The organism is Streptomyces sp. NRRL B-24484, from assembly GCF_000717715.1.
Lineage (GTDB): Bacteria > Actinomycetota > Actinomycetes > Streptomycetales > Streptomycetaceae > Kitasatospora.
In genome coordinates this window covers 429,907-452,145 of record NZ_JOAI01000001.1, presented here as the reverse complement: position 1 = coordinate 452,145, position 22,239 = coordinate 429,907, and the positions used below count along the sequence as shown (strand labels likewise).

Below are 22,239 nucleotides of genomic sequence, written 5' to 3'. Positions count from 1 at the left end.
CTTCATGACCTTCCTGATCGCCGTCCCGACCGGTGTGAAGTTCTTCAACTGGGTCGGCACCATGTGGAAGGGATCGCTCAGCTTCGAGACCCCGATGCTGTGGACGATCGGCTTCCTGGTGACCTTCCTCTTCGGTGGTCTGACGGGCGTTCTGCTCGCCTCCCCGCCGATCGACTTCCACGTCTCGGACTCGTACTTCGTCGTCGCCCACTTCCACTACGTGGTCTTCGGCACCGTCGTCTTCGCGATGTTCGCGGGCTTCCACTTCTGGTGGCCGAAGATGACCGGCAAGATGCTCGACGAGCGTCTCGGCAAGATCACCTTCTGGACGCTGTTCATCGGCTTCCACACCACCTTCCTCGTCCAGCACTGGCTCGGTGCGGAGGGCATGCCCCGCCGCTACGCCGACTACCTGGCGTCCGACGGCTTCACCACGCTGAACAGCGTCTCCACCGTCGGCTCGTTCCTGCTCGGCCTGTCGATCCTGCCGTTCCTCTACAACGTCTGGAAGACCGCCAAGTACGGCGAGAAGCTCGAGGTGGACGACCCGTGGGGCTACGGCCGCTCGCTGGAGTGGGCCACCTCCTGCCCGCCGCCGCGGCACAACTTCCTCACGCTGCCGCGCATCCGGTCGGAGTCCCCGGCGTTCGACCTGCACCACCCGGAGATCGCCGCGCTGGACTACCTGGAGAACCACGGTGAGCCGGCGAAGCACTTCGCGGGCGTGACCCCGGCGCAGTACGACCGTCCGAAGCTCGACAAGAAGAAGGAGGGCGACGCCTGATGAAGGAGCAGGGCAAGATCTTCGGCGGCTTCGCCGCCTTCATCCTGATCATGGCCATCGTCTACGGCCTGTGGTCGAAGGAGCCGGCCGGCACCACGGCGCTGTTCCTGGCGTTCGGCCTCTGTGCCTTCATCGGGTACTACCTCGCCTTCACCGCCCGCCGGGTGGACAGCGGCGCGGGTGACAACCCCGAGGCCGAGGTCGCGGACGACGCCGGCGAGGTGGGCTTCTTCGCCCCGCACAGCTGGCAGCCGCTCGCGCTCGCCATCGGCGGCGCGCTGGCCTTCCTCGGTGTGATCTTCGGCTGGTGGCTGCTCTGGTGGTCGCTGCCGATCATCCTGATCGGCCTCTACGGCTGGGTCTTCGAGTTCTACCGCGGCGAGGACCAGAACCAGTAGGTTCCGGCACGTCAGGCCAAGGGCCGGGCACCCCTCGGGGAGCCCGGCCCTTCGCCGTGCCCGCACTCACGCTCCGTCGCCGCCTCACCCGGCCGGGTCAACCGGGGCGCCTCCCGGGGTGCTGACCGCTCCCCGCCGTTCCTAGGCTCTGGTACATCGTCGGGAGACCTCGGAGGCACCGGTGAACGGTTGTCGGAGACTCGCACACGGCAAGGCCGGCATAACGGCCCTCATCCTGCTGGCCCCGATCGCGGCCTGCTCGTCCGGAAACCAGGACCGGTCCGTCGGACCGGTCACCCGCACCGTCGACGCCGCACCGCTGGTGCGGACCTCGGCCGGGGAGCGGGTGGACCCCGCCAAGCCCTTCACCGTGACCGCCCAACCCGGCAGCACCCTCACGGACGTCACCGTCACCGGCCCGGACGGCCGGCTGGTGGCCGGGAAGCTGGCCGACGACGGGCACAGCTGGCAGACCACCGGGCGGTTGCGGGCGGGCACCGCCTACACCGCCCGAATAGCCGCCGACGACGGCAAGGGCGGCCGCGGCGAGACCACCACGGCGTTCAGCACGCTCGCCGCGCAGCACCTGCTCACCGCCCAGCTCGGCCCGGACTCCTCCGGCAGCGGCGTCTACGGCGTCGGCCAGCCGCTCACGGTGAAGCTCTCCGCCCCGGTCAAGGACCCGGCGGCCCGCCGCGCGGTCGAGCAGGGCCTCACCGTCACCTCCGCGCCCGCCGTGACCGGCGCCTGGTACTGGGTGGACGACAGCGACCTGCACTTCCGCCCCGAGCAGTACTGGCCGGCCAACGCCACCGTGAAGCTCTCCTTCGACCTCACCGGCGCCGCGATATCCGACGGCCTGTACGGCGGCGACCCGGCCAGCCTGTCCTTCCGCACCGGGGACCGCGTGGAGGCCGTCGTGGACGCCGCCACCCACGAGCTGACGTACCGCCGCAACGGCCAGGTGGTCCGCACGATCCCGGTCACCACCGGCAAGCCGGGCTTCGACACCCGCAACGGCATCAAGGTGGTCCTCGGCCAGGAGGCCAGCGTCCGGATGAGCGGCGAGACCATCGGCATCGCCGCCGGCAGCGCCGACTCCTACGACCTGCAGGTGGAATGGGCCACCCGGGTGACCTGGAGCGGCGAGTACGTGCACGCGGCCCCCTGGTCGGTCGGCTCCCAGGGCGTGGCCAACGTCAGCCACGGCTGCACCGGGATGAGCACGGAGAACGCCAAGTGGTTCTTCGACAACACCCGGGTCGGCGACATCGTCCAGGTCGTCAACAGCCTCGGCCACGAGATGGAGCCGTTCGGCAACGGCTTCGGCGACTGGAACATCAGCTGGACGGACTACGTGAAGCACTCGGCGACGGGCGCCCAGGTCTCCACCGCGGGCAGCGCCGACACGGCCGTCCAGGCCTCCGGGGACATGCAGCCCCAGCTCTGACCGGCCGGCCGGGCCTTCAGCCGCGGTAGGCCACCTGCAGGGCCGTACGGACGGCCGCCAGGGCCTCCTCGCGGCCGAGGCCCAGCCGGTGCACCCGGTCCGCGAACTCGGCGGCGGCGGAGGCGGCCAGCCGGTGGGCGCTGTCCCCGGTGGCGGCGATCGTGGTGCCCCGCCGGCCGTGGGTCTCCACCACCCCGTCGGCCTCCAGCTCCCGGTAGGCGCGGGCGACGGTGTTCGCCGCCAGCCCCAGCTCCTCGGCCAGCGCCCGGACGGTCGGGAGCTTGAGGCCCACGGGCAGCTCCCCGTTGCGGGCCCGCTCCGCGATCTGGCTCCGTACCTGCTCGTACGGGGGAGTGGCGGCGGTGTGATCGATGGTCAGCTGCACGCGCCCATTGTGACAGGGCCCCGGACGGCCGGCCCGGGGTGCGGTCGGGCGCGGAAAGGGCCGAGGGCCCCTGCCGTGTTCGGCAGGGGCCCTCGGACCGTGTGGCGATCGCTACGGGATCAGTGGTGGCCGTGGCCGCTGGTGATCTCGTGGTGCTCCTCGGCGGTCGGCTTGGCGATCTGGCCGCCGTCGCCGTAGAAGGCCTCGGAGAGCTTGGCGCGGGTCTTCGCGATCCGGCCGGCCTTGCGGGCCACGCCGTTCTCGTCGACCTCGGCCGGCAGTTCGAGCGGCTGCGGCTGCTCGTGCGCGGTGAGCTTGTACAGCTTGTCCTGCGGCAGCTGCTCGTGGACCTCGACGAACTCGCCGTGCGGCAGGCGCTTGATGACGCCGCTCTCGCGGCCGTGCAGCACCTTGTCCTTGTCGCGGCGCTGGAGACCCAGGCACCACCGCTTGGTGATGAAGAAGGTCACCACCGGCACGACGAAGAAGCCGACCCGGACGAAGTAGGTGATCGAGTTGATCGACAGGTGCAGGTGCGTGGCCAGCAGGTCGTTGCCGCCGCCGATGAGCAGCAGCACGTACAGGCTGATCCAGGCCGCGCCGAAGCCGGTGCGGACGGGAGCGTTGCGCGGGCGGTCGGCGATGTGGTGCTCGCGCTTGTCGCCGGTGACCCAGGCCTCGATGAACGGGTAGACCCAGATGGCCATCAGGACCAGCGGGAAGACCATCAGCGGGATGAACACGCCCAGGTTCAGGGTGTGGCCCCAGGCGCGGATCTCCCAGCCCGGCATGACGCGGATCAGGCCTTCGGAGAAGCCCATGTACCAGTCCGGCTGGGCGTCGGTCGACACCTGGTCGGGGCGGTACGGGCCGTACGCCCAGATCGGGTTGACGGTCGCGATCGCCGAGGCGGCCGCGATGACGCCGAACACCAGGAAGAAGAAGCCACCGGCCTTGGCCATGTAGACCGGCATCAGCGGCATGCCGACGACGTTCTTCTCGGTGCGGCCGGGGCCCGCGAACTGGGTGTGCTTGTGGTAGAAGACCAGGATCAGGTGGGCCACCAGCAGGCCCAGCATGATGCCCGGGATCAGCAGCACGTGGATGGTGAAGAACCGCGGCACGATGTCGGTGCCGGGGAACTGACCGCCGTACAGGAAGAACTGCAGGTACGTGCCGACCAGCGGCACCGCCAGGATCGCGCCCTCCATGAAGCGGATACCCGTGCCGGACAGCAGGTCGTCCGGGAGCGAGTAGCCCATGAAGCCGTCGAACATGCCGAGGAAGAGCAGACCGGCGCCGAAGAGCCAGTTGATCTCGCGCGGCTTGCGGAACGCGCCGGTGAAGAAGACGCGCATCATGTGCACCAGCATCGCGGCGACGAAGACGATCGCCGCCCAGTGGTGGATCTGGCGGATCAGCAGACCGCCGCGCACCTCGAAGCTGATGTCCATGGTCGAGGCGTAGGCCTCGGACATCCGGATGCCGTTGAGCGGGGCGTAGGTGCCGTGGTAGACGGTCTCGGCCATGCTCGGCTTGAAGAACAGCGTCAGGTAGACGCCGGTCAGGATGATGATGATGAAGGTGTAGAGGCAGATCTCGCCCAGCATGAAGGACCAGTGGTCCGGGAAGATCTTGCGCAGGTTGGACTTGGCGAGGGTGTAGATACCCAGCCGTCCGTCCGTCCAGTCAGCGGCCGCCTCGAACTTGTTCGCAGGCTTGGCACGGGTGCTGGCCGGCTTGGATGCGCCGGAGTTGGCGCTGTTCGCGGTGCTCACGGCCGCTCCCAGTAGCTCGGGCCGACGGGCTCCTGGAAGTCGCCGGTGGCGACCAGGAAACCCTTCTCGTCAGTGGTGATCTTCAGCTGCGGCAGCGGGTGGCCGGCCGGGCCGAAGATGACGCGCGCGCCGTCCGCCAGGTCGAAGGTCGACTGGTGGCAGGGGCAGAGCGCGTGGTGGGTCTGCTGCTCGTACAGGCTGATCGGGCAGCCGACGTGGGTGCAGATCTTCGAGTAGGCCAGGATGCCCTCGAAGCCGAGGTCCGCGGACTTCTGGTCCTTCAGGTCCTCCGGAGCGATCCGGATGATCATCAGGGCGTCCTTGGCGATCTGCTCCTGGAAGAACTCCTCGTCCTCCTCCAGGCCCTCGGGCTTGGCGAAGGTCAGCGAGCCGGTGACGATGTCCTCGGGCTTCATCGGCTCGTTGGTGTTCATGTTGATCAGCTTGAGGGGCTTGGCCGGGGTGGCGACCTCCCAGCCGGTGTGCGCCAGCTTGTCCTCGGGCAGCGGGCCCAGGTCGCGCAGCAGCACCACGCCGGACAGCGGGACGAGCGCCATCGAGCCGATCAGGGTGTTGCGGAGCATCTTGCGGCGGCCGAAGCCGGACTCCGCGGCGCCCGTCCTGAACTGCTCGATGACGTCGGCGCGCAGCTCGTCGTCGGCCTCGATCGGGTGGCGGTCGGCCGGGATCTCGTGGTCCGACATCAGGGTGCGCGCCCAGTGGACGGCGCCCGCGCCGATGCAGAAGAGCGCCACACCGAGGGTCATGCCGAGCGCGAAGTTCAGCGCGCTGACGTGGCCCAGCGGGAAGATGTAGACGATCTTGTCGATGTCGATGGCCACGTACGAGGCGATGAAGCCCACGGTGGCGAGCATCGAGACGATGAACAGCAGGGAGACCTGCCGCTCCGCGCGCTTGGCGGCGCGCTCGTCGATGTCGGTCCGGCGCGGCTCGTGGGCCGGCAGACCGGGGTCGGCGAACGGGTCGCCGTGGACGGCGACCTCGTGCCCTTCGGAGCCGTGCGACTCCGGCAGCTTCTCGTCAGACATCTCGTGGCTCATGACTTCTTGGCCTTGGTGGTGTGGGCGGCGACCCAGATCGCGGTCACGATGAGCGCACCGAGGGCGAAGATCCAGCCGAACAGGCCCTCGGTCACCGGACCGAGGCTGCCCAGGGACAGGCCGCCGGGGCTGGGCTCGTCGTTGGTGTGGCTGACGAAGGCCACGATCTGCTTCTTCTGCTCCTCCGGCATGGTGGTGTCGGGGAACGACGGCATGTTCTGCGGGCCGGTCTGCATGGCCTCGTAGATGTGCTTCGGGGAGGTGTTCTCCAGGGTCGGGGCGTACTTGCCCTTCGTCAGGGCACCACCCTTGCCCGCGAAGTTGTGGCACTGGGCGCAGTTGGTCCGGAAGAGCTCGCCGCCCTTGGCCACGTCGTTCGGGTCGGTCGAGGTGTACTGCTCCTTGGTCGGAGCGACCGGGCCGGGGCCGAGCGAGGCCACGTACGCGGCCAGCTGGTCGATCTGCGCCTGGGAGTAGACGACCTTCTTGGAGGGCACCTGGGCGCCGCTCTGCTGGGCGGGCATGCGGCCGGTGCCGACCTGGAAGTCGACCGCGGCGGAACCCACGCCCACCAGGCTCGGGCCGTCGGAGCTGCCCTGGCCGTCGAGGCCGTGGCAGGAGGAGCAGCCCACGGCGAAGAGCTTCTTGCCCTCTTCGATGGCGAGCGACTGCGCGGAGGTGTCGGCCTGCGCCTTCTCGGCGGGCGCGAACGCGGCGTACAGCCCCCCGGTGGCCGCCAGGGCGAGAAGTAGGACGACCAGCGCCGCCAGTGGGTGGCGCCGTCGTGCGGAGAGCTTTTTCACGGATTAACCCCGGTGTCAGGATCTGGTCGGCTGGGTGGCTGCGCCCGTGGGACCGGTCTGCTCGGGGCCGGTACCCGGGTCGGGGCGGACTGGTCGGCGGGGCTCCCGCACGCGGCGGGTGCTCTCCGGCCGGCGGCCAGCGACCTGATCAGCCTTTACTTGATCAGGTAGATGGTCGCGAACAGGCCGATCCACACGACGTCGACGAAGTGCCAGTAGTACGACACGACGATCGCGGCGGTGGCCTGCTCGTGCGTGAACCGCCTGGCGGCGTACGTCCGCCCCAGGACCAGCAGGAAGGCGATCAGACCACCCGTCACGTGCAGGCCGTGGAAGCCGGTGGTCAGGTAGAACACCGTGCCGTACGGGTCGGAGGACAGCGACAGGCCGTCCACCTTGACCAGCTCGGTGTACTCGAAGATCTGGCCGCCGATGAAGATCGCGCCCATCACGAAGGTGATCGTGAACCACGAGCGGAGCTTCTTCACGTCACCGCGCTCGGCGGCGAACACGCCGAGCTGGCAGGTGAGGGATGAGAGCACCAGGATCGTGGTGTTCACCGAGGAGAACGGCACGTTGAGGGCGTCCGCCTTCTCCGTCCAGAACTCCGAGCCCATGACCGAGCGGAGCGTGAAGTACATCGCGAACAGGGCCGCGAAGAACATCAGCTCGGAGCTCAGCCAGACGATGGTTCCGACGCTGACCAGGTTCGGCCTGTTGACCGCTCCGTGCGCGTGTCCGGTTTCTGTTGCTGTTGCTGTCGCCACGACGGACATTATGTCGGTCCCTTATTCCGTCTTCACGCCGGGGGGTGCTCCTCGGAGTGTCCGGTGCGTGCGGTATGCCCCGTCGGGCCTGGCCTGCGGGGACGTCCGGCGCTGCTCCGAGCGGGTGTCCGATTTCTGACGGTTGTTCGGGGTGGGTGATGCCGTGTACCCCGCGCGGGTGAGATCCGGGCGCGGCGGCTTGAGGGAGATCGCGTCAGGGACTCACCGGGAGGGCTCCGCCGGAGTAGCATCCGGAGGTGAACGTGGTCCGGATCACACTGGGCCGTTCGGAGCGGCACATATAAGAGGACGAGCACCCGGGAGCAGGGCCCATGGCGCACACGACCGACGAGACGCTCACCGTTCTCGTCTACAGCGACGACCGCAACACCCGCGAGCAGGTCACCCTGGCGCTGGGCCGCCGGCCCGCCGCGGACCTCCCCGCCGTCGAGTACCTGGAGTGCGCCACCACCCCGGCCGTGCTCCGCGCCCTGGAACGGGGCGGCGTCGACCTCTGCGTGCTGGACGGCGAGGCCGTCCCCGCCGGCGGCCTCGGTCTGACCCGCCAGCTCAAGGACGAGATCTACGGCTGCCCGCCGGTGCTCGTCCTGATCGGCCGGCCGCAGGACTCCTGGCTCGCCGCCTGGAGCCGTGCCGACGCCGCCATCGCGCAGCCGGTCGACCCGGTCGCCCTCGCCGGGGCCGCGGCCACCCTGCTCCGCGCCCGGATCGCCAAGCGGACGCCCGCCCACCGCTGACGGGCCGCGCGGCACCACCCGTCTCACCAGGAGAGAAGGGGCGGCGGGATCGGCGCGGCCGCCCGCCGCCGCTCGCTAGGCTGGCTCCGTCCCTGTATCGGCGCACTACCGATGAGAGCTGGAGTCGGCCATGGTGAACGTGAACCCTGCGAACGGCGGCAAGGACCCCGTGCAGGTGGTCCGCACCTGGCCCGACGTCCTGTCGGCCCTGTTGCGCGGCGAGGACCTCGCGGAGGCGGACACCTCCTGGGCGATGGACCAGATCATGAGCGGCGAGGCCTCGCCCGTCCAGGTCGCCGGCTTCATGGTCGCGCTGCGGGCCAAGGGCGAGACGGTCGAGGAGATCGCCGGCCTGGTCGACGCGATGTACGCGCACGCCGAGCCGCTGCACATCCCCGGCCCGGCCGTGGACATCGTCGGCACCGGCGGCGACCGGGCGAAGACCGTCAACATCTCCACCATGTCGGCGATCGTCGCGGCCGCGGCCGGCGCCAAGGTCGTCAAGCACGGCAACCGGGCCTCCTCCTCCGCCTCCGGCTCCTCCGACGTGCTGGAGAAGCTCGGCATCGGCCTCGACCTCGGCGCCAGCCGGGTCGCCGAGGTGGCCGAGGAGGTCGGCCTGACCTTCTGCTTCGCCGCGAAGTTCCACCCCGCGATGCGGCACGCGGCCACCGCGCGGGCCGGGCTCGGCGTGCCCACCGCGTTCAACATCCTCGGCCCGCTCACCAACCCGGCCCGCGTCACCTCGCACGCCGTCGGCTGCTTCGACACCCGGCTCGCCGGGCTGATCGCCGGCGTCCTCGCCCGGCGCGGCGCCACCGCGCTGGTCTTCCGCGGCGACGACGGGCTCGACGAGCTGACCGTCTGCACCACCTCGCACGTCTGGATCGTCAAGGACGGCGCCGTCACCGAGACGCAGTTCGACCCGCGGGACGTCGGGATCGAACTGGCCGGGATCGAGGCGCTGCGGGGCGCCGACGCCGAGCACAACGCGGGCGTCGCCCGGCGGCTGTTCGCCGGCGAGCAGGGGCCGGTGCGGGATGCCGTCCTGCTCAACACGGCGGCGGCGCTGGCCGCGCTCGACCTCACCGACGCACCGCTCGCCGAGCAGCTCGCGGCCGGGATCGAGCGGGCGGCGGCGGCCATCGACTCCGGCGCCGCCGAGGCGACGCTGAAGCGCTGGGCCGAGGCGACGAGCAAGTAGGACGCGTACGAGGAGGGCTACGGGCGCACGGGGGCACCACCGGCAGCAGGCCGGTTCCCCGTGCGCCCGTCCGTGCTTGACCGGTCGCGCAGCGGTCACCTAGAGTCCTGCACAGGTCATGAGTGGCAGCGTCAAGCCCCAGCTTGCTGTCCGGCAACCCTCCGTCCGTGGCGGGGTGCCCTGGGTGAGGACCGGGCCGTGCGGCGAACCGTCCGCGTGGCAAGCGCGGACTTCCGGCGATGCTTCCCCGGGGTCCTCACCCCGTGAAGGAGTGCATCTCCATGTCGCTTTCCACCGATCTCTGCGCCCCCCTCGCCGTCCTCGGCCACGACGTCCGGGTGCCGCTCGCCACCGGCGAGAAGGTCGGGTACGCCGCCCTCGACTACGCCGCCAGCGCCCCCGCCCTGCAGCGGGTCTGGGACGACGTCGCCGCCTACGCGCCCTACTACGGCAGCGTCCACCGCGGGGCCGGCTACCTCTCGCAGCTCTCCACCGACCTGTTCGAGCAGAGCCGCCGCACCGTCGCCGACTTCCTCGACCTGCGCGAGGGCGACCAGGTGGTCTTCACCCGTGCCACCACCGACTCGCTCAACCTGCTGGCCGGGGCCGTCCCGGCGGGCACCCGGGTGTTCGCCTTCGAGACCGAGCACCACGCATCCCTGCTGCCCTGGCGCCACGCCGGCCTGACGGTCGAGTACCTGCGCGCCCCGCGCTCCCGCGCCGAGGCCGTCGCCGCGCTGGACGCCGCGCTCGCCGCGGGCACCCCCGACGGCCCGCGCCTGCTGTGCGTCACCGGCGCCTCCAACGTCACCGGCGAGCTGTGGCCGATCGCCGAACTCACCGAGACCGCCCACCGGCACGGCGCCCGGGTGGTGCTGGACGCCGCCCAGCTCGCCCCGCACCACCGGCTGTCGGTCCGTGAACTCGGCGTCGACTGGGTCGCGTTCTCCGGCCACAAGCTGTACGCGCCGTTCGGCGCCGGGGTGCTCGCCGGCCGCAGCGACTGGCTGGACGCGGCCGACCCCTACCTCGCCGGCGGCGGCGCCAGCCGTACCGTGGCCCGCGAGGCCGACGGCTCGGTGGCCGTCGAGTGGCACACCGGCCCGGCCCGGCACGAGGCCGGCTCGCCCAACGTGATCGGCGCCTACGCCATTGCCTCCGCCTGCCGGGCGCTCACCGAGGCAGGCTTCGACGTGCTGGAGGCCCGCGAGCAGGCGCTCGTCGAGCGCCTCACCGCCGGGCTGGCCGACGTCCCCGAGGTCAAGGTGCTCAACCTCTTCGGCGAGGGCTCGGCCCGGGTCGGCGTGCTCTCCTTCGTCGTCCGCGGCTGGAACAGCTCGCACTTCTCGGCGGCGCTCTCCGCCGAGTACGGCATCGGCGTCCGGGACGGCCTCTTCTGCGCGCACCCGCTGGTGCGGACCCTGCTCGGCGGGGAGGAGGCGACGCCGTCCGCGTGCGGCGCGCCGGAGCCGTCGCTGCCGGGGGAGCGGAGCCTGAACGCGATCCGGGTGAGCTTCGGCGCGGGCACCCCGGAGGAGCACGTGGACCGCTTCCTGGCCGCCGTCCGCGAGCTGGTCACGGACGGCGCCCGCTGGTCCTACCGCAACGAGGGCGGCCGCTGCGTCGCGGACACCTCGGCGTCGAGGGACTGAGCGCGCCCGGGCGCCCCCGGGGTCCCCTTACTACTCGTCGAGGCCGAGGGCGAAGGCGGCTTCCAGGTCGTGCTGGGAGTAGGTGCGGAAGGCGATCTGGGTCTCGGTGTGCTCGACGCCGGGGACCTTGTTGACCTGACCGGGGATCACCTCGGCGAGGTCCTCGTGCTGCCGCACCCGGACCATCGCCACCAGGTCGTAGCTGCCGGTCACCGAATAGACCTCGCTGACGCCCTCGATCGCGGCGATCGCCTCGGCGATCTCGGGGATCCGGTCGACGCTGGTCTTGATGAGGACGATCGCGGTGATCACTCTTCGGCTCCTGTGTGTGGGGTTCCGCCCAGCGTATCCGCCGTCAGGCGGCGCGTCTGCCCTGTCCGGGGCCGCACCGGGCGCGCGAGCAGCCACCCCGCGCTGAAGCCGATCACGTGCACCAGGTAGGCCACGCCGGGCACCGCCGGACCGACCGGCCACCACTGCAGGGTGAACCACAGCCCGAGCACCAGCCAGGCCGGGAACCGCAGCGGAAGGAAGAACAGCGCCGGCACCAGTGCGGTGACCCGGGCCCGCGGGTACAGCCGCAGGTAGCCGCCGAGCACCCCGGCGATCGCGCCCGAGGCGCCGACCAGCGCCCGCACCGACTCCGCGGAGTCCGCCTCCGCCAGCGCCCAGCCGTACGTCGCCAGGTATCCGATGCCCACGTAGAAGAGGAGGAAGCGCAGCCGCCCGAGCCGCCCCTCCACGTCGGGGCCGAAGACGTAGAGGAAGAGCAGGTTGCCGACCAGGTGCAGCCAGCCCGCGTGGACGAACAGTGAGCTGAGCACCGACAGGAACGGGATCTTGTGCGGGGTCGGGGCGACCGTGCAGCCCGGCACCGCCGGGGGCAGCGCCGCCAGCCGGCCGGCGTCCAGCGGCCGGTTGGCGAGCAGCTCCGCCGGGACGGCCCCCCAGTGCTGCTCGAAGCGCTGCTCCGCGCAGACGCGGGCGTTGCCGGTGCCGTACCGCGGGTTGAGGCCGAAGCTCGGGCCGGCCAGCAGGACGACGGCGCTCAGCGCGATCAGCACGTAGGTGACGAGCGGGGCACGCGCCGGCGCAGCGGCGGCCGGGCCCGCCGCTGCGCGCACGGGGGCGGGGACAGGGGCGGGGACGGCCATGACAGCGAGCATTCCTCGGTGCACCCGCGGTGACACCGTCCGGTGCTGCAAGCGGGTGACCTGTCCGCCCCTCAGGACCGGTGACCGCCGGAAGGGCCGTACGCAATAGGCTTGGTCGACCGGACCCGGGACCATCCGAGAGGACCTCCGATGACCATCGCCGCCCCCACCGCCGAGACCCGTTGGCGCTGCACGCTCTGCGGGAACCTCACCCGCTTCGACGTGACGCGCTCGGCCCGGGTGGTGGAGTACCTGCACTTCGACCTCGGCGGCGAGTCGAAGGTGGAGGAGACCGAGGTGCTGAGCGAGACCCTGGAGTCCGTGCGCTGCCGCTGGTGCAACGCCGTCGACCAGGTGGAGCTGGTGCCCCGCCCCGGCGCCGACGCCGCCGAGCAGCCGGCCGCGGACGAGCCGGGCGCCTGAGCCCGAGCGTGCCGACACACCCCGGTGGAGCCCCTGGCGCCGCCGGGGTGTGTGGCGCGGTGCCCGGCGGGGCACGGTAGACGGGACAATTACACAGAGCGGTGCATTTCGAGGGCAGCGGCCACCGGCCGCGCGGGCCCGGGGAGCAGGATCGGAGCCGAGGACGTGGTGGACGCAGCGAGCGGGCCGGCGGAGCCGCAGGGGCAGCAGGCCGCTGCGGACGCGGAGCTGTCGGACGCCGCCGGGGCCGGGCAGCAGCCCGCGGCCGGGGACGCACCGTCCGAGCAGCTGGACCGGCCGCTCCCCGAAGGGGTCCGGCGCCGCGTGGTGGGCATCGCCGCCGACGCGCTCGGCGCGATCCCGAGCGGCGAACTGCCCGCGGGGCTGCGCCCGTACGCCAAGTTCACCCCGGCCCGCCGGGCCAAGTACGCGGCGACCGCGCTGGCCGCGGCGCTGGACGCGGAGCCGGTCTTCCGCGTCCGGATAGCCGATCGGCTGCGGCTCGGCCAGCCCGACCTGGTGAAGGCGCTGGAGGCCGGCGCCGTGCCGGCCGCCGCCGACCCGATGGACGTGGCCGCCGCCGCCTACCTGCTGCGCCCGGCCGGCTGGAGCCGGCTGGTGGCCGAGGCGGGCGACGAGGTCGAGCGGGCCGACGCCGAGGGGGCCGCCGCCGAGGCCGCCCGCGTGGTGGAGAAGCTGCAGGCCGAACTGGCCGAGGTGCGCGCCGCCTCCCGCGCGGACCTGGACCGGCAGCGCGCGGAGTCGGAGGGCGTCCGCCGGGAGGCGGAGTCGCTGCGCAAGCGCGTCCGGACCCTGGAGAGCGACACCCGGCGGGCGCAGGCCGAGGCCCGCAAGCTGCTGGCGGAGCTGGAGACGGTGCGGGCCGCCGCGGCGGCCGAGCGCAGTGCGGCGGACGGCGAGGCGCGGCGGCTGCGGCACCGGATCACCGAGCTGGAGACGGTCGCGGAGGCCGGCCGGCGGTCGGCGCGCGAGGGCCGCAGCGTGGAGGACATGCGGCTGCGGCTGCTGCTCGACACGGTGCTGCAGTCGGCGCAGGGCCTGCAGCGCGAGCTCGCCCTGCCGGTGGCGCAGCTGCGCCCGGCCGACCTGGTGGACGCGGTCGAGCCCGGCTCGGCCAACCCGCACGACGTGGCGCGCCGCGGCCTGGCGGAGGACGACCCGGCACTGCTCGACCAGCTGCTGGCGATTCCTCAGGTGCACCTGGTCGTCGACGGCTACAACGTGACCAAGACCGGGTACCCGACGCTGCCGCTGGAGCAGCAGCGGATGCGGCTGCTGGGCGGTCTGGCGATGCTCGCGCAGCGCACCCAGTCCGAGGTGACCTGCGTCTTCGACGGGCAGGACCTCGACGTCCCGGTGATCATGGCGCCGCCGCGCGGGGTCCGGGTGCGCTTCAGCCGGACGGGAGAGACCGCGGACGAGCTGATCCGCCGCCTGGTGCGGGCGGAGCCGCAGGGCCGCCCGGTCGTGGTGGTCTCCACGGATCGGGAGGTCGCGGACGGCGTACGCAAGGCGGGTGCACGCCCGGTCGCGTCGATCCTGCTGCTCAACCGGCTCGCCCGGCCCTGACGGGCCGTCGGCCCAGGTGGCGGGCGGGGTGGCGGGGTTGTGTCGGGGTGGTGAATTCCAGCGTTCGGCGCCAAGTTCGCCCGACACGGGAGTGGCGCAGGAGTCGGATCTTCACTAGGGTCTGGCGTCAAACCTATTTTCCGGACTACACCCGATCGGGTGAGTCCAGCAGGAAGAAGGAGCTAGTCCCTTGGCCTCCCACCGCCGTCCCAAGCAGCCGAGCCGCGCGCGGGTCACCGTGCTCACCGCTGCCGCCGCGACCGCGGTCGCCCTGTCGGCCCAGGCCGCGGCGCACGCCGCACCGGCCAAGCCCAGCAAGGACGAGGTCAAGGTCCAGGTCGACAAGCTGCTCGAGGAGCAGGAGCAGGCGGCCGAGAAGTACAACGGCGCCAAGGAGCGGGCCGACCAGCTGCGCAAGCAGGCCGACCAGCTGCAGGACCAGATCGCCCGCGGTCAGGAGCAGCTCTCGCAGGTGGCGTCCGGCCTGTCCGCGGTCGCGGCCGACCAGTACCGCACCGGCGGCGTGGACCCGACGGTCGCGCTGATGCTCTCCTCGAACCCGGACAACTACCTGGCGAAGGCGTCCAGCAACGAGCAGGCCACCGACACCCAGGCCTCGACGCTGAAGGGCCTGCGGGACCAGCAGCGCCGGCTGGACCAGCAGAAGCAGGAGGCCGCGGCCATCCTGTCCGAGCTGGACCGCTCCACCCAGGTGCTGAACGACGCCAAGTCCGAGGTCCAGAAGAAGCTCTCCGAGGCCCAGAGCCTGCTGAGCACGCTGAGCGCCGCCGAGCGCGCCGCGGTCCTCGGCACCGACCGCGCCTCGCGCGGCGACAGCCGCTACGACCTGGGCAGCCTGCCGCCGGCCTCCGGCTACGCGGCCACCGCGGTCGCCGCGGCGATGGGCAAGCGCGGCACCCCGTACGTGTGGGGCGCCACCGGCCCGAGCTCCTTCGACTGCTCCGGCCTGATGGTCTGGGCGTACGCCAAGGCGGGCGTGTCGCTGCCGCGCACCTCGCAGTCGCAGGCGAGCGTCGGCAGCCGGGTCCCCTCCCTGGCCGACGCCCAGCCGGGTGACCTCGTCATCTACTTCTCGGACGCACACCACGTCGGCATGTACATCGGCAACGGCCTCGTCGTCCACGCGCCGCACACCGGCGACGTGGTGAAGGTGATGGACGCCGACACCCTGCCGATCAAGACGATCCGCCGCGTCTGACCGTCCAGTAGCAAACCGGACATAAGCCTCACCTGCGGCGTTTCTGATGCCGCATGACACGCCCGGGCGCGTCGCGATCACCGTGTGATCTGCGACACGCCCGGGCGTCGCGTTTTGTCCGCCGGCGGGTGACATCGCGTCAGCCGAGCGTGGACCGCCGGTCACCGGCGGTCGCAATCACATTTTCACGACAACATTTCCCCGTCGTTTTTCTGACAAGGATTTGAACGGATCACGGATCGGTTACTAGGGTCATCCCCACGGATCACCGCACAGTGGTTCGCCCAACCCGGGCGGCGGCGGTGGTCGCCGCCGAGTCCGCGACGCAGCAGGACGGTCCCGACCGTCCACGGGGAGCCCCTGCGGGGGTGCTGTCGAACGGAGCCGGGGAACCACGTTTCCCCCGGGGTGAATCGGCGTCAGGTCGGCCGCGCCGGCCGGACCGCGGTCGGACCGCGGACGGGCGGGTGCGGGCGTGAGGCGTCGTAGGGCAATGCTTCCGGCCCGAACCCGTCAGCTCACCCGGTAGGCGGTGTGAGGAAGAAGGAGTCCGCCTTCGTGGCGTCCCATCGTCGTCCCAAGCCCGTCGGCCGTACCCGTGCCTCGATCCTGACTGCGGCAGCCGCCACTGCGGTGGCCCTCTCCTCGCAGACCGGTGCGCACGCGGACCCGACGCCCACCAAGGAGCAGGTCGCGGCCCAGGTCGACCAGCTCAACGAGCAGGCCGAGGCCTCCAACGAGGCGTACCTCGCGGCCGAGCAGAAGCAGCAGGACCTGCAGAAGCAGGTCACCCAGCTGCAGGACCAGGTCGCCCGTCAGCAGGCGCAGGTCAGCGGCGTCCAGGGCCGCCTCGCCGAGGTCGCCGCCCAGCAGTACCGCGACGGCGGCATCTCGCCGACCGTCCAGCTGATGCTCTCCAGCAACCCCGGCGACTTCCTCGGCCAGGCCGGCGCGGTCAGCCGGATGAGCGCCACCCAGGCCGACACCCTGAAGTCCTTCAAGGCCGAGCAGTCCAAGCTGGACGGTCAGAAGGTCGAGGCCGAGCACAAGCTGGCCGAGCTGGACACCAGCACCAAGGCGCTGAAGGCCAAGAAGGAGGAGTTCCAGGACAAGCTGGCCAAGGCCAGCGCCCTGCTGAACACCCTCACCCAGAAGGAGAAGGACGACCTGGCCGCGGCCGAGGCGAAGGCGGCCTCCACCGCCAAGGCCTCCGCGGACCGGGCCTCGCGGGACACCGCCCGACCCGACCTCGGCAGTGTCGACGTGCCGTCGGGCTCCTACACCGCCAAGGCGATCGCGGCCGTCAAGTCCGCGCTCGGCGCCCCCTACGTCTACGGCGCGACCGGCCCGAGCACCTTCGACTGCTCCGGCCTGATGCAGTGGGCGTACGGCAAGGCCGGCGTCTCGATCCCGCGCACCTCGCAGTCGCAGGCCGGCGCGGGCACCAACATCGGCACCAACATCGCCAACGCCAAGCCCGGCGACCTGGTGATCTACTACGGCGACCAGCACCACGTCGGCATGTACGTGGGCGGCGGCCAGGTGATCCACGCGCCGCACACCGGCGCGGTCGTCCGCTACGTCTCGGCCACGGCCATGCCGATCTCGGCGATCGTCCGGGTCTGACGGCCCGTACGGCGGCTCCCCGCGGGCCCGGCTCCCCTGTGGGGCCGGGCCCGCGGCCGTTGCCGCACCGAACGGCCCGTTCGGCAGAATGTCCGATTGAAGGTCAAATATTCGGTGATAGCTGGGTTTGGACTACATCGGCCGGACTCGCTAACGTCTGCCCCCGGATGTCCGCGAGGACGGCCGCCCGACCGGGGCGGCGGCGGCCGTCCGTCCGCAGGAACGGAGCCGCCGCCGCATGTCCGCGCACCGACGTTCCCAACTGCCGGGCGGCCACACCCTGGCCCGTGCCCTGGTGCTCACCACCGCCGCGGCCACGGCCGTCGGCGCCACCGCCGGCACCGCCGCCCACGGCGCCCCGGCCGATCCCTCCCGGCGGACGGCCGACGTCCGGGCGCAGGTCGACCGCCTCTACGAGGAGGCCGAGCAGGCCAGCGAACGGGCCAGCGCCGCGGGGGAGGACCAGAAGCGACTGCAGACCGAGGCCGGCCAGCTGCAGGACCAGGTCGCCACCGGCCAGGAAGAGCTGAACGGCCTGTACGGCGACCTCGCCACCGCCGCCGCCGCGCAGTACCGCGACGGCGGGCTCGACCCGACCGTCCGCCTGATGCTGGAGTCCGACCCGGCCGGCTACCTGACCCGCGCCCGCGCCCTCGACCAGGCCAACGCCCGGCAGAGCGACACCCTGCACCGGGTGCTCGACCGGCAGCGCCGCCTCGACCAGCGCCGCGCCGAGGCCACCGCCAAGCTCGCCGAGCTGGAGGACGCCCGCCGCTCGTTCGCCGAGCACAAGGACGAGGTCCGCCGCCGGCTCGGCGACGCCCAGCGCCTGCTCGGCGGCCTCACCGCCGCCGAACGCGCCCGGCTGGCCGTCGACGACGCCGACGACGCCGCCCGCCGCGCCGCCCGCGGCACCGGCCGGATCGACCTCGGCGACCAGCCGCCCTCCTCCGACCGGGCGGCCGCCGCGCTGGCCGCCGCGATCAGCCGGATCGGATCGCCCTACGTCTACGGATCGACCGGCCCTGCCACGTTCGACTGCTCCGGTCTGATGTACTGGAGCTGGCGGCAGGCCGGAGTCACCCTGCCGCGCACCTCGCAGGCGCAGGCACACGCGGGGAGGCGAGTCAGCCTGTCCGAGGCACGACCGGGAGACCTGGTGATCTTCTACAGCGACATGCACCACGTCGGCATGTACGCCGGCGGCGGTGTGGTCGTGCACGCCCCGTACCCCGGAGCCCGGGTCCGCTACGAGAGCGTGAGTGCCATGCCCGTCAGCGGGGTGGTGCGGGTCTGAGCACCTACCACCGGCAGCCCGGCCCGTCCGGCGGGGAGGCCGAACCCCTGGTCACCGACCTGCCCCGGCCCGCCGGGGCGGGCCGCTCCGTTCCGCCCGCCGCCGGCGGCCGCCTCTCCCGGCGCGCCGCCCTGCTGCTCGCCGTCGGCGGCCTCGCCCAGCTCTCCGCCCCCCGCGTCCTGCGGGCCACCGGCTCCCGGGACGACCTGCTCCCGCAGGGCGCGCCGAGCGCCGGCGTCCGGGCCCGCATCGAGGACGTGCTCGCCGGCCGCGCCCGCGCCCTGCTGCGCGCCGACCGGACGGCCCTGCTCGCCGGGGTCGCCCCCGCGGCCCGGCCCGCGCAGGAACAGGCCGCCGCCCGGGTCGCCGCCGTGCCCTTCTCCGCCGTCGAGTACCGGATCAGCGGGATCACCGAGCCCGGACCGGACGGACGGATCACCGTCACCGCCGGCCTCGCCCACCGGCTGCGCGGCGCCGACGAGCACCCCGCGGTGCTCTCCCGGCGCCTCACCTTCGACCCGGGCCCGGCCGGCTGGCTGCTCTCCGCGGACGAGCCGGACGGCAGCGCCGCCCTCTGGGACCTGGGCGAGGTGCGGGCGGCGGAGGGCAGGCACTGCCTGGTGCTCGGCCTCGACGGCGCCGAGGAGCTCGACCGGCTCGCCGCCGTCGCCGACCGGGCGGTGCCCGCCGTGACCGAGCTGTGGGGCCAGGACTGGCCCGGCCGGCTGCTCGTCCTCACCCCGGCCACCGAGCCGCAGTTCGCCCGGATGCTCGACGTCGCCGCCGGCTCCTACCAGGGGATCGCCGCGGTGACCGTCGCCGCCGGCGGCGAGCCCGCCGCCACCCCCGCCGACCGGATCATGGTCAACCCGGAGGCCTTCCGCGGCCTCAGCGACCTCGGCCGGCAGGTCGTGATCACCCACGAGGCCACCCACGTGGCCACCCGCGCCGCGACCCGCAGCTGGACACCGCTCTGGCTCTCCGAGGGCGTCGCCGACTACACCGGCTACCGCGGGGCCGGGCGCACCGCCCGGCAGATCGCGCCCGAGCTCGCCCGCGACGTCGCCGCGGGCCGGGTGCCCACCGCGCTGCCGGCCGACACCGACTTCGCCGCGGGCTCGGCCGGCATCGCCCAGGCCTACGAGCAGGCCTGGCTCGCCTGCGAGATGATCGCGCACGCCTTCGGCCCGCGGCGGCTCGTCGCGTTCTACCGGGCGGTCGGTGCGATGGGCGACCCCGCCCGGCTGGACGGCGTCCTCAAGGCCGAGCTCGGCCTGGACCTGCCCGCCTTCACCAAGGCCTGGACGGCCGACCTGGTGCGTCAGCTGCGCCGCTGAGCGGCCGCGAGACCGGCTGCGAGGCCCGCGCCGTCGATCAGGGCGCTGTGGGTGCCCGCCGCGGTGCAGGCGTGGGCGCCGGCCACCGAGCCCGCCAGCATGCACGCCTCCGCCGGCCGGCCCGCCAGCCAGCCGGCGAGGAAGCCGCTGACGAAGGCGTCGCCGGCGCCGTTGCTGTCCACCACCGGCCCGCCGGGGTCGACCGCCGGCACGTGCCGGACGGTGTCGCTGCCGCGCTCCAGCAGGTAGCTGCCGGCCGCGCCCGCGGTCGCGACCACCAGGCGCGCCCGGCCGCCGTCCAGCACCGAGCGCATCACCTCCTCGTGCCGGCCGGGGCAGCCCGCGGCCGACAGGAAGACCAGGTCGGAGCGGAGCGCGTAGTGCCGGTGGTGCTCGTTCTCGCCGTCCCAGGCGTGCAGGTCGGTGGAGCTGGTGGCGCCGAGCCGCTCGATGTCCGGGTGCATGTCCCGGTTGACGTTGGTGATCGACAGGTGGACGTGCCGGGTCCGCTCCAGGAACGGCAGGTAGAAGGCGGCGGGCAGGCGCAGGTCGGCCGGGTGCCGGCCGTCGTAGAAGGAGAACCGCAGCCCGTCGGCGTCGACCAGGTTCACCCCGCGCGGGGTGCCCGCGGGGGAGACCAGGTGGTGGAAGTCCAGGCCCGCGCGGCGGAAGGCGTCCCGGACCAGCTCGCCCTGCGGGTCGTCGCCTAGGAAGTCGAGGAAGGAGGTGCGCAGGCCCAGCCGGTGGCAGCCGAGGGCGACACCGCTGCCGGTGTGGCCCGCGTAGTCGTGCACCGGGGGCACGCCGAGCGAGTCGGACGCGGGGATCTCCAGCCGGTCGACCCGGACGATGGTGTCCACGCCCGCACCGCCCACCACCAGGACGTCGAGGTCGGGGTTGTCGGGCACGCGGAACCTCCACAGGCGGCATCGGCTGACAGCGGACGATGCTGCCAGCCGCGCGGGCACCACTGCAAGGCCTTTCAGAAACTTGCAGCGAAGCGGCGCACGGGCGGGAGGTGCGGGCGGGGGTGCGGTCAGGACGTGGTCGCGGGGCGGCCCACCGGGCGGTCCAGGTCGTCCAGCAGTGCCTGCTCGTACGCGATGCCGGGGCGCACCGGGTAGCCCTGCACCGGCGGCTCCGGCGGCAGCACCAGGGTGGCCTGCGCGTCCGGCCCGCGGGTGGAGCGCCACAGCCGCCGGCAGGACAGCACGGTGGCGGCCAGCAGCAGCAGGTTCCGGGCGGTGAGCACGGCCACGCCCCACGGCTCGCTGTGCTGCACCGCGCCGAACAGGATCGGGAACTCCACGGTGGTCAGCACCGTCGCCGCGAGGATCAGCACCGCCACCGGCTTCTGCCGGGTGCCGCGCACCGTCAGGCAGACCGCGGCCAGGCCGACCAGCCACACCAGGTACTGCGGGCTGATCACCCGGCTGGTCACGGTGAACACCAGCAGAGCGGCCAGCGCCGCGTCGTACGGCGTCGACGGCTGCCAGCGCACCGCCCGCAGCCGCCACAGCAGCAGCCAGCCGAAGCCCAGCAGGGTGCCGGCGACGCACACCCGGGAGACCACCGGCACCCACGGGCCGAGCATCTCCAGCGAGCCGTAGTTCATGGTCACCTGGCCGTCCCAGGCGCCGAAGAGCTTGGCGAAGTGCAGCGGCAGCGCGCCCAGCGACTCCACCTCGATCCCCCGCTCCTTCTGGAACTTCAGGAACTCGAAGGCGCCGTTCATGCCCGCGGTCAGCAGGAAGCCCAGGGACGCGGCGGTCGCGGCCGCCGCCGTCCACGCCCGGCGGGTGCGGCGCCCGCGCGGGGTGCCGGCCAGCGCCAGCACCGGCCACACCTTCACCAGCCCGCCCAGCCCCAGCAGGAACCCGCCCAGGGCCGGCCGGCGCAGCACCAGCAGCAGACCGCCCACCGCGAGCGCGGTGACGATGATGTCGTACCGGCAGTAGACCGTCGGACCGAGCAGCGGCACGCCCGCCACCCACATCCAGGCGCCGGTGAAGCTGCGGCCCCGCCGGGTGCCGACCCGCATCAGCGCGCCCACCGTGAGCGCGTCGAACACGCCGCACAGCACGAAGAAGGACACCAGGTACGACCAGGGCAGCACGCCCGGCAGCAGGATCACCAGCGCCGCCCCGGGCGGGTACTGCCAGGTCACGTCGTCCAGCGGGAAGGTGCCCGTCCGCAGCACCTCGTACCAGCCGTGGTAGATCACCGAGACGTCTGAGCTCACGTCGGTGCCCGAGATCCTCAGCACACCGACGGCCATCAGCACGATCAGCACCCGGGTGACCACCCAGGACGCCCCGAGCGCCCACAGCGCACCGCCGGCCGGCGCGGGCGGCGGCGAGCCGGTCAGGGCGAGGCGCTCGGTGCTGCTGGTGCTGCCGGTGCGCCCGGTCGGGGCCAACTCCACTGCGCTCCCTCGTTCGACTCGCTGACGCCGGTCGCGGTGGCGCCCGCGCAACGGGGCCCCGGCACATAGGACCGGCCCGGACCGGAAACGGTTGCGCTGTGATCCTTCGTTCCCGGCGGGCCGTGGTG

Annotated in this window: 21 protein-coding genes and 2 riboswitches; of the genes, 12 read left to right on the top strand and 9 right to left on the bottom strand. The window is 72.7% G+C overall.

Going from position 1 to position 22,239, the window contains the following annotated elements; all coding sequences use genetic code 11:
• From IE98_RS0102020 to IE98_RS0102010, 3 genes are all read left to right on the top strand, one after another.
• The coding region (locus tag IE98_RS0102020) for a cytochrome c oxidase subunit I (protein WP_043173273.1) at positions 1–784 on the top strand (784 nt) is incomplete at its 5' end.
• Positions 784–1,182: a cytochrome c oxidase subunit 4 gene (locus IE98_RS0102015; RefSeq protein WP_030263000.1), complete on the top strand. Its 399-nt coding sequence runs from the start codon at positions 784–786 to the stop codon at positions 1,180–1,182. The genes IE98_RS0102020 and IE98_RS0102015, both read left to right, overlap by 1 nt.
• Before the next feature lie 181 nt (positions 1,183–1,363).
• Positions 1,364–2,632, top strand: coding sequence for a L,D-transpeptidase (locus IE98_RS0102010; protein WP_052390001.1), 1,269 nt, complete (start codon positions 1,364–1,366; stop codon positions 2,630–2,632).
• A 16-nt stretch (positions 2,633–2,648) separates the two neighbouring features.
• On the opposite strand, the gene IE98_RS0102005 is transcribed toward IE98_RS0102010, so the two are convergent.
• From IE98_RS0102005 to IE98_RS0101985, 5 genes are all read right to left on the bottom strand, one after another.
• Positions 2,649–3,017 carry a GntR family transcriptional regulator gene (locus IE98_RS0102005; protein WP_030262994.1) on the bottom strand — a complete coding sequence of 123 codons (369 nt, stop codon included), beginning with the start codon at positions 3,015–3,017 and terminating at the stop codon, positions 2,649–2,651.
• A gap of 119 nt (positions 3,018–3,136) precedes the next feature.
• Positions 3,137–4,795, bottom strand: coding sequence for a cytochrome b (locus IE98_RS0102000; protein WP_030262992.1), 1,659 nt, complete (start codon positions 4,793–4,795; stop codon positions 3,137–3,139).
• Positions 4,792–5,844: a ubiquinol-cytochrome c reductase iron-sulfur subunit gene (locus IE98_RS0101995; RefSeq protein WP_234443368.1), complete on the bottom strand. Its 1,053-nt coding sequence runs from the start codon at positions 5,842–5,844 to the stop codon at positions 4,792–4,794. Before IE98_RS0101995 ends, IE98_RS0102000 begins: the two co-directional genes overlap by 4 nt.
• Before the next feature lie 8 nt (positions 5,845–5,852).
• The gene (locus IE98_RS0101990; RefSeq protein ID WP_030262986.1) at positions 5,853–6,659 is read right to left on the bottom strand and encodes a c-type cytochrome; all 807 of its coding nucleotides are present in this window, start codon (positions 6,657–6,659) and stop codon (positions 5,853–5,855) included.
• 155 nt (positions 6,660–6,814) lie between these two features.
• Complete coding sequence (locus IE98_RS0101985; RefSeq protein ID WP_030262982.1) at positions 6,815–7,435, bottom strand: cytochrome c oxidase subunit 3; 621 nt, start codon at positions 7,433–7,435, stop codon at positions 6,815–6,817.
• 323 nt (positions 7,436–7,758) lie between these two features.
• On the opposite strand from IE98_RS0101985, the gene IE98_RS0101980 reads away from it, so the two are divergent.
• The 3 genes from IE98_RS0101980 to IE98_RS0101970 all read left to right on the top strand — a co-directional run bounded on the left by IE98_RS0101980 (position 7,759) and on the right by IE98_RS0101970 (position 11,040).
• Positions 7,759–8,184 (top strand): hypothetical protein, encoded by a 426-nt coding sequence (locus IE98_RS0101980; protein ID WP_030262978.1) that lies wholly within the window; start codon positions 7,759–7,761, stop codon positions 8,182–8,184.
• Positions 8,185–8,314: 130 nt separating this feature from the next.
• Complete coding sequence (gene trpD, locus IE98_RS0101975; RefSeq protein WP_043173200.1) at positions 8,315–9,388, top strand: anthranilate phosphoribosyltransferase; 1,074 nt, start codon at positions 8,315–8,317, stop codon at positions 9,386–9,388.
• Positions 9,389–9,502: 114 nt separating this feature from the next.
• A riboswitch (SAM riboswitch) is annotated at positions 9,503–9,620 on the top strand.
• A gap of 49 nt (positions 9,621–9,669) precedes the next feature.
• Positions 9,670–11,040, top strand: coding sequence for an aminotransferase class V-fold PLP-dependent enzyme (locus IE98_RS0101970; RefSeq protein ID WP_030262972.1), 1,371 nt, complete (start codon positions 9,670–9,672; stop codon positions 11,038–11,040).
• 30 nt (positions 11,041–11,070) lie between these two features.
• Here IE98_RS0101970 and IE98_RS0101965 read toward each other — a convergent pair whose 3' ends face one another.
• Both IE98_RS0101965 and IE98_RS0101960 read right to left on the bottom strand, forming a co-directional pair.
• Positions 11,071–11,352, bottom strand: a complete 282-nt coding sequence (locus IE98_RS0101965; RefSeq protein ID WP_030262969.1) for an Lrp/AsnC ligand binding domain-containing protein — start codon at positions 11,350–11,352, stop codon at positions 11,071–11,073.
• On the bottom strand, positions 11,349–12,194 hold the full coding sequence (locus tag IE98_RS0101960; RefSeq protein WP_106976480.1) for a rhomboid family intramembrane serine protease: 846 nt from the start codon (positions 12,192–12,194) through the stop codon (positions 11,349–11,351). The genes IE98_RS0101965 and IE98_RS0101960 overlap by 4 nt, the downstream gene beginning before the upstream one ends.
• A gap of 150 nt (positions 12,195–12,344) precedes the next feature.
• On the opposite strand from IE98_RS0101960, the gene IE98_RS0101955 reads away from it, so the two are divergent.
• The 6 genes from IE98_RS0101955 (at position 12,345) to IE98_RS0101930 (ending at position 19,686) form a co-directional block, all read left to right on the top strand.
• A complete protein-coding gene (locus tag IE98_RS0101955) occupies positions 12,345–12,617 on the top strand; it encodes a hypothetical protein (protein WP_030262964.1) in 273 nt (90 codons plus the stop codon).
• Between the two features lie 228 nt (positions 12,618–12,845).
• Entirely contained in the window at positions 12,846–14,207 is a 1,362-nt protein-coding gene (locus IE98_RS0101950; RefSeq protein ID WP_030262962.1) for an NYN domain-containing protein, read from the top strand.
• Between the two features lie 190 nt (positions 14,208–14,397).
• Positions 14,398–15,426 (top strand): C40 family peptidase, encoded by a 1,029-nt coding sequence (locus IE98_RS0101945; RefSeq protein ID WP_030262959.1) that lies wholly within the window; start codon positions 14,398–14,400, stop codon positions 15,424–15,426.
• Between the two features lie 359 nt (positions 15,427–15,785).
• A riboswitch (cyclic di-AMP (ydaO/yuaA leader) is annotated at positions 15,786–15,974 on the top strand.
• A gap of 10 nt (positions 15,975–15,984) precedes the next feature.
• Positions 15,985–17,052 (top strand): C40 family peptidase, encoded by a 1,068-nt coding sequence (locus tag IE98_RS0101940; RefSeq protein WP_030262956.1) that lies wholly within the window; start codon positions 15,985–15,987, stop codon positions 17,050–17,052.
• A 238-nt stretch (positions 17,053–17,290) separates the two neighbouring features.
• A complete protein-coding gene (locus IE98_RS0101935) occupies positions 17,291–18,349 on the top strand; it encodes an NlpC/P60 family protein (protein ID WP_030262953.1) in 1,059 nt (352 codons plus the stop codon).
• A gap of 257 nt (positions 18,350–18,606) precedes the next feature.
• A complete protein-coding gene (locus tag IE98_RS0101930; RefSeq protein WP_052390000.1) occupies positions 18,607–19,686 on the top strand; it encodes a hypothetical protein in 1,080 nt (359 codons plus the stop codon).
• Here the strand turns inward: IE98_RS0101930 and IE98_RS0101925 are convergent.
• A complete protein-coding gene (locus tag IE98_RS0101925) occupies positions 19,671–20,594 on the bottom strand; it encodes a carbohydrate kinase family protein (RefSeq protein WP_030262950.1) in 924 nt (307 codons plus the stop codon). The two genes, IE98_RS0101930 and IE98_RS0101925, sit on opposite strands and share 16 nt — an antisense overlap.
• 128 nt (positions 20,595–20,722) lie before the next feature.
• Entirely contained in the window at positions 20,723–22,111 is a 1,389-nt protein-coding gene (locus tag IE98_RS0101920) for a glycosyltransferase 87 family protein (RefSeq protein ID WP_234443367.1), read from the bottom strand.
• Between the last annotated feature and the right edge of the window lie 128 nt (positions 22,112–22,239).

Coding starts and splice junctions, on each gene's coding strand:
- IE98_RS0102015 (WP_030263000.1), top strand. CDS start 784: ATGAAGGAGCAGGGCAAGATCTTCGGCGGCTTCGCCGCCTTCATCCTG.
- IE98_RS0101995 (WP_234443368.1), bottom strand. CDS start 5,844: ATGTCTGACGAGAAGCTGCCGGAGTCGCACGGCTCCGAAGGGCACGAG.
- IE98_RS0101985 (WP_030262982.1), bottom strand. CDS start 7,435: ATGTCCGTCGTGGCGACAGCAACAGCAACAGAAACCGGACACGCGCAC.
- IE98_RS0101980 (WP_030262978.1), top strand. CDS start 7,759: ATGGCGCACACGACCGACGAGACGCTCACCGTTCTCGTCTACAGCGAC.
- trpD (WP_043173200.1), top strand. CDS start 8,315: ATGGTGAACGTGAACCCTGCGAACGGCGGCAAGGACCCCGTGCAGGTG.
- IE98_RS0101970 (WP_030262972.1), top strand. CDS start 9,670: ATGTCGCTTTCCACCGATCTCTGCGCCCCCCTCGCCGTCCTCGGCCAC.
- IE98_RS0101960 (WP_106976480.1), bottom strand. CDS start 12,194: ATGGCCGTCCCCGCCCCTGTCCCCGCCCCCGTGCGCGCAGCGGCGGGC.
- IE98_RS0101955 (WP_030262964.1), top strand. CDS start 12,345: ATGACCATCGCCGCCCCCACCGCCGAGACCCGTTGGCGCTGCACGCTC.
- IE98_RS0101935 (WP_030262953.1), top strand. CDS start 17,291: ATGTCCGCGCACCGACGTTCCCAACTGCCGGGCGGCCACACCCTGGCC.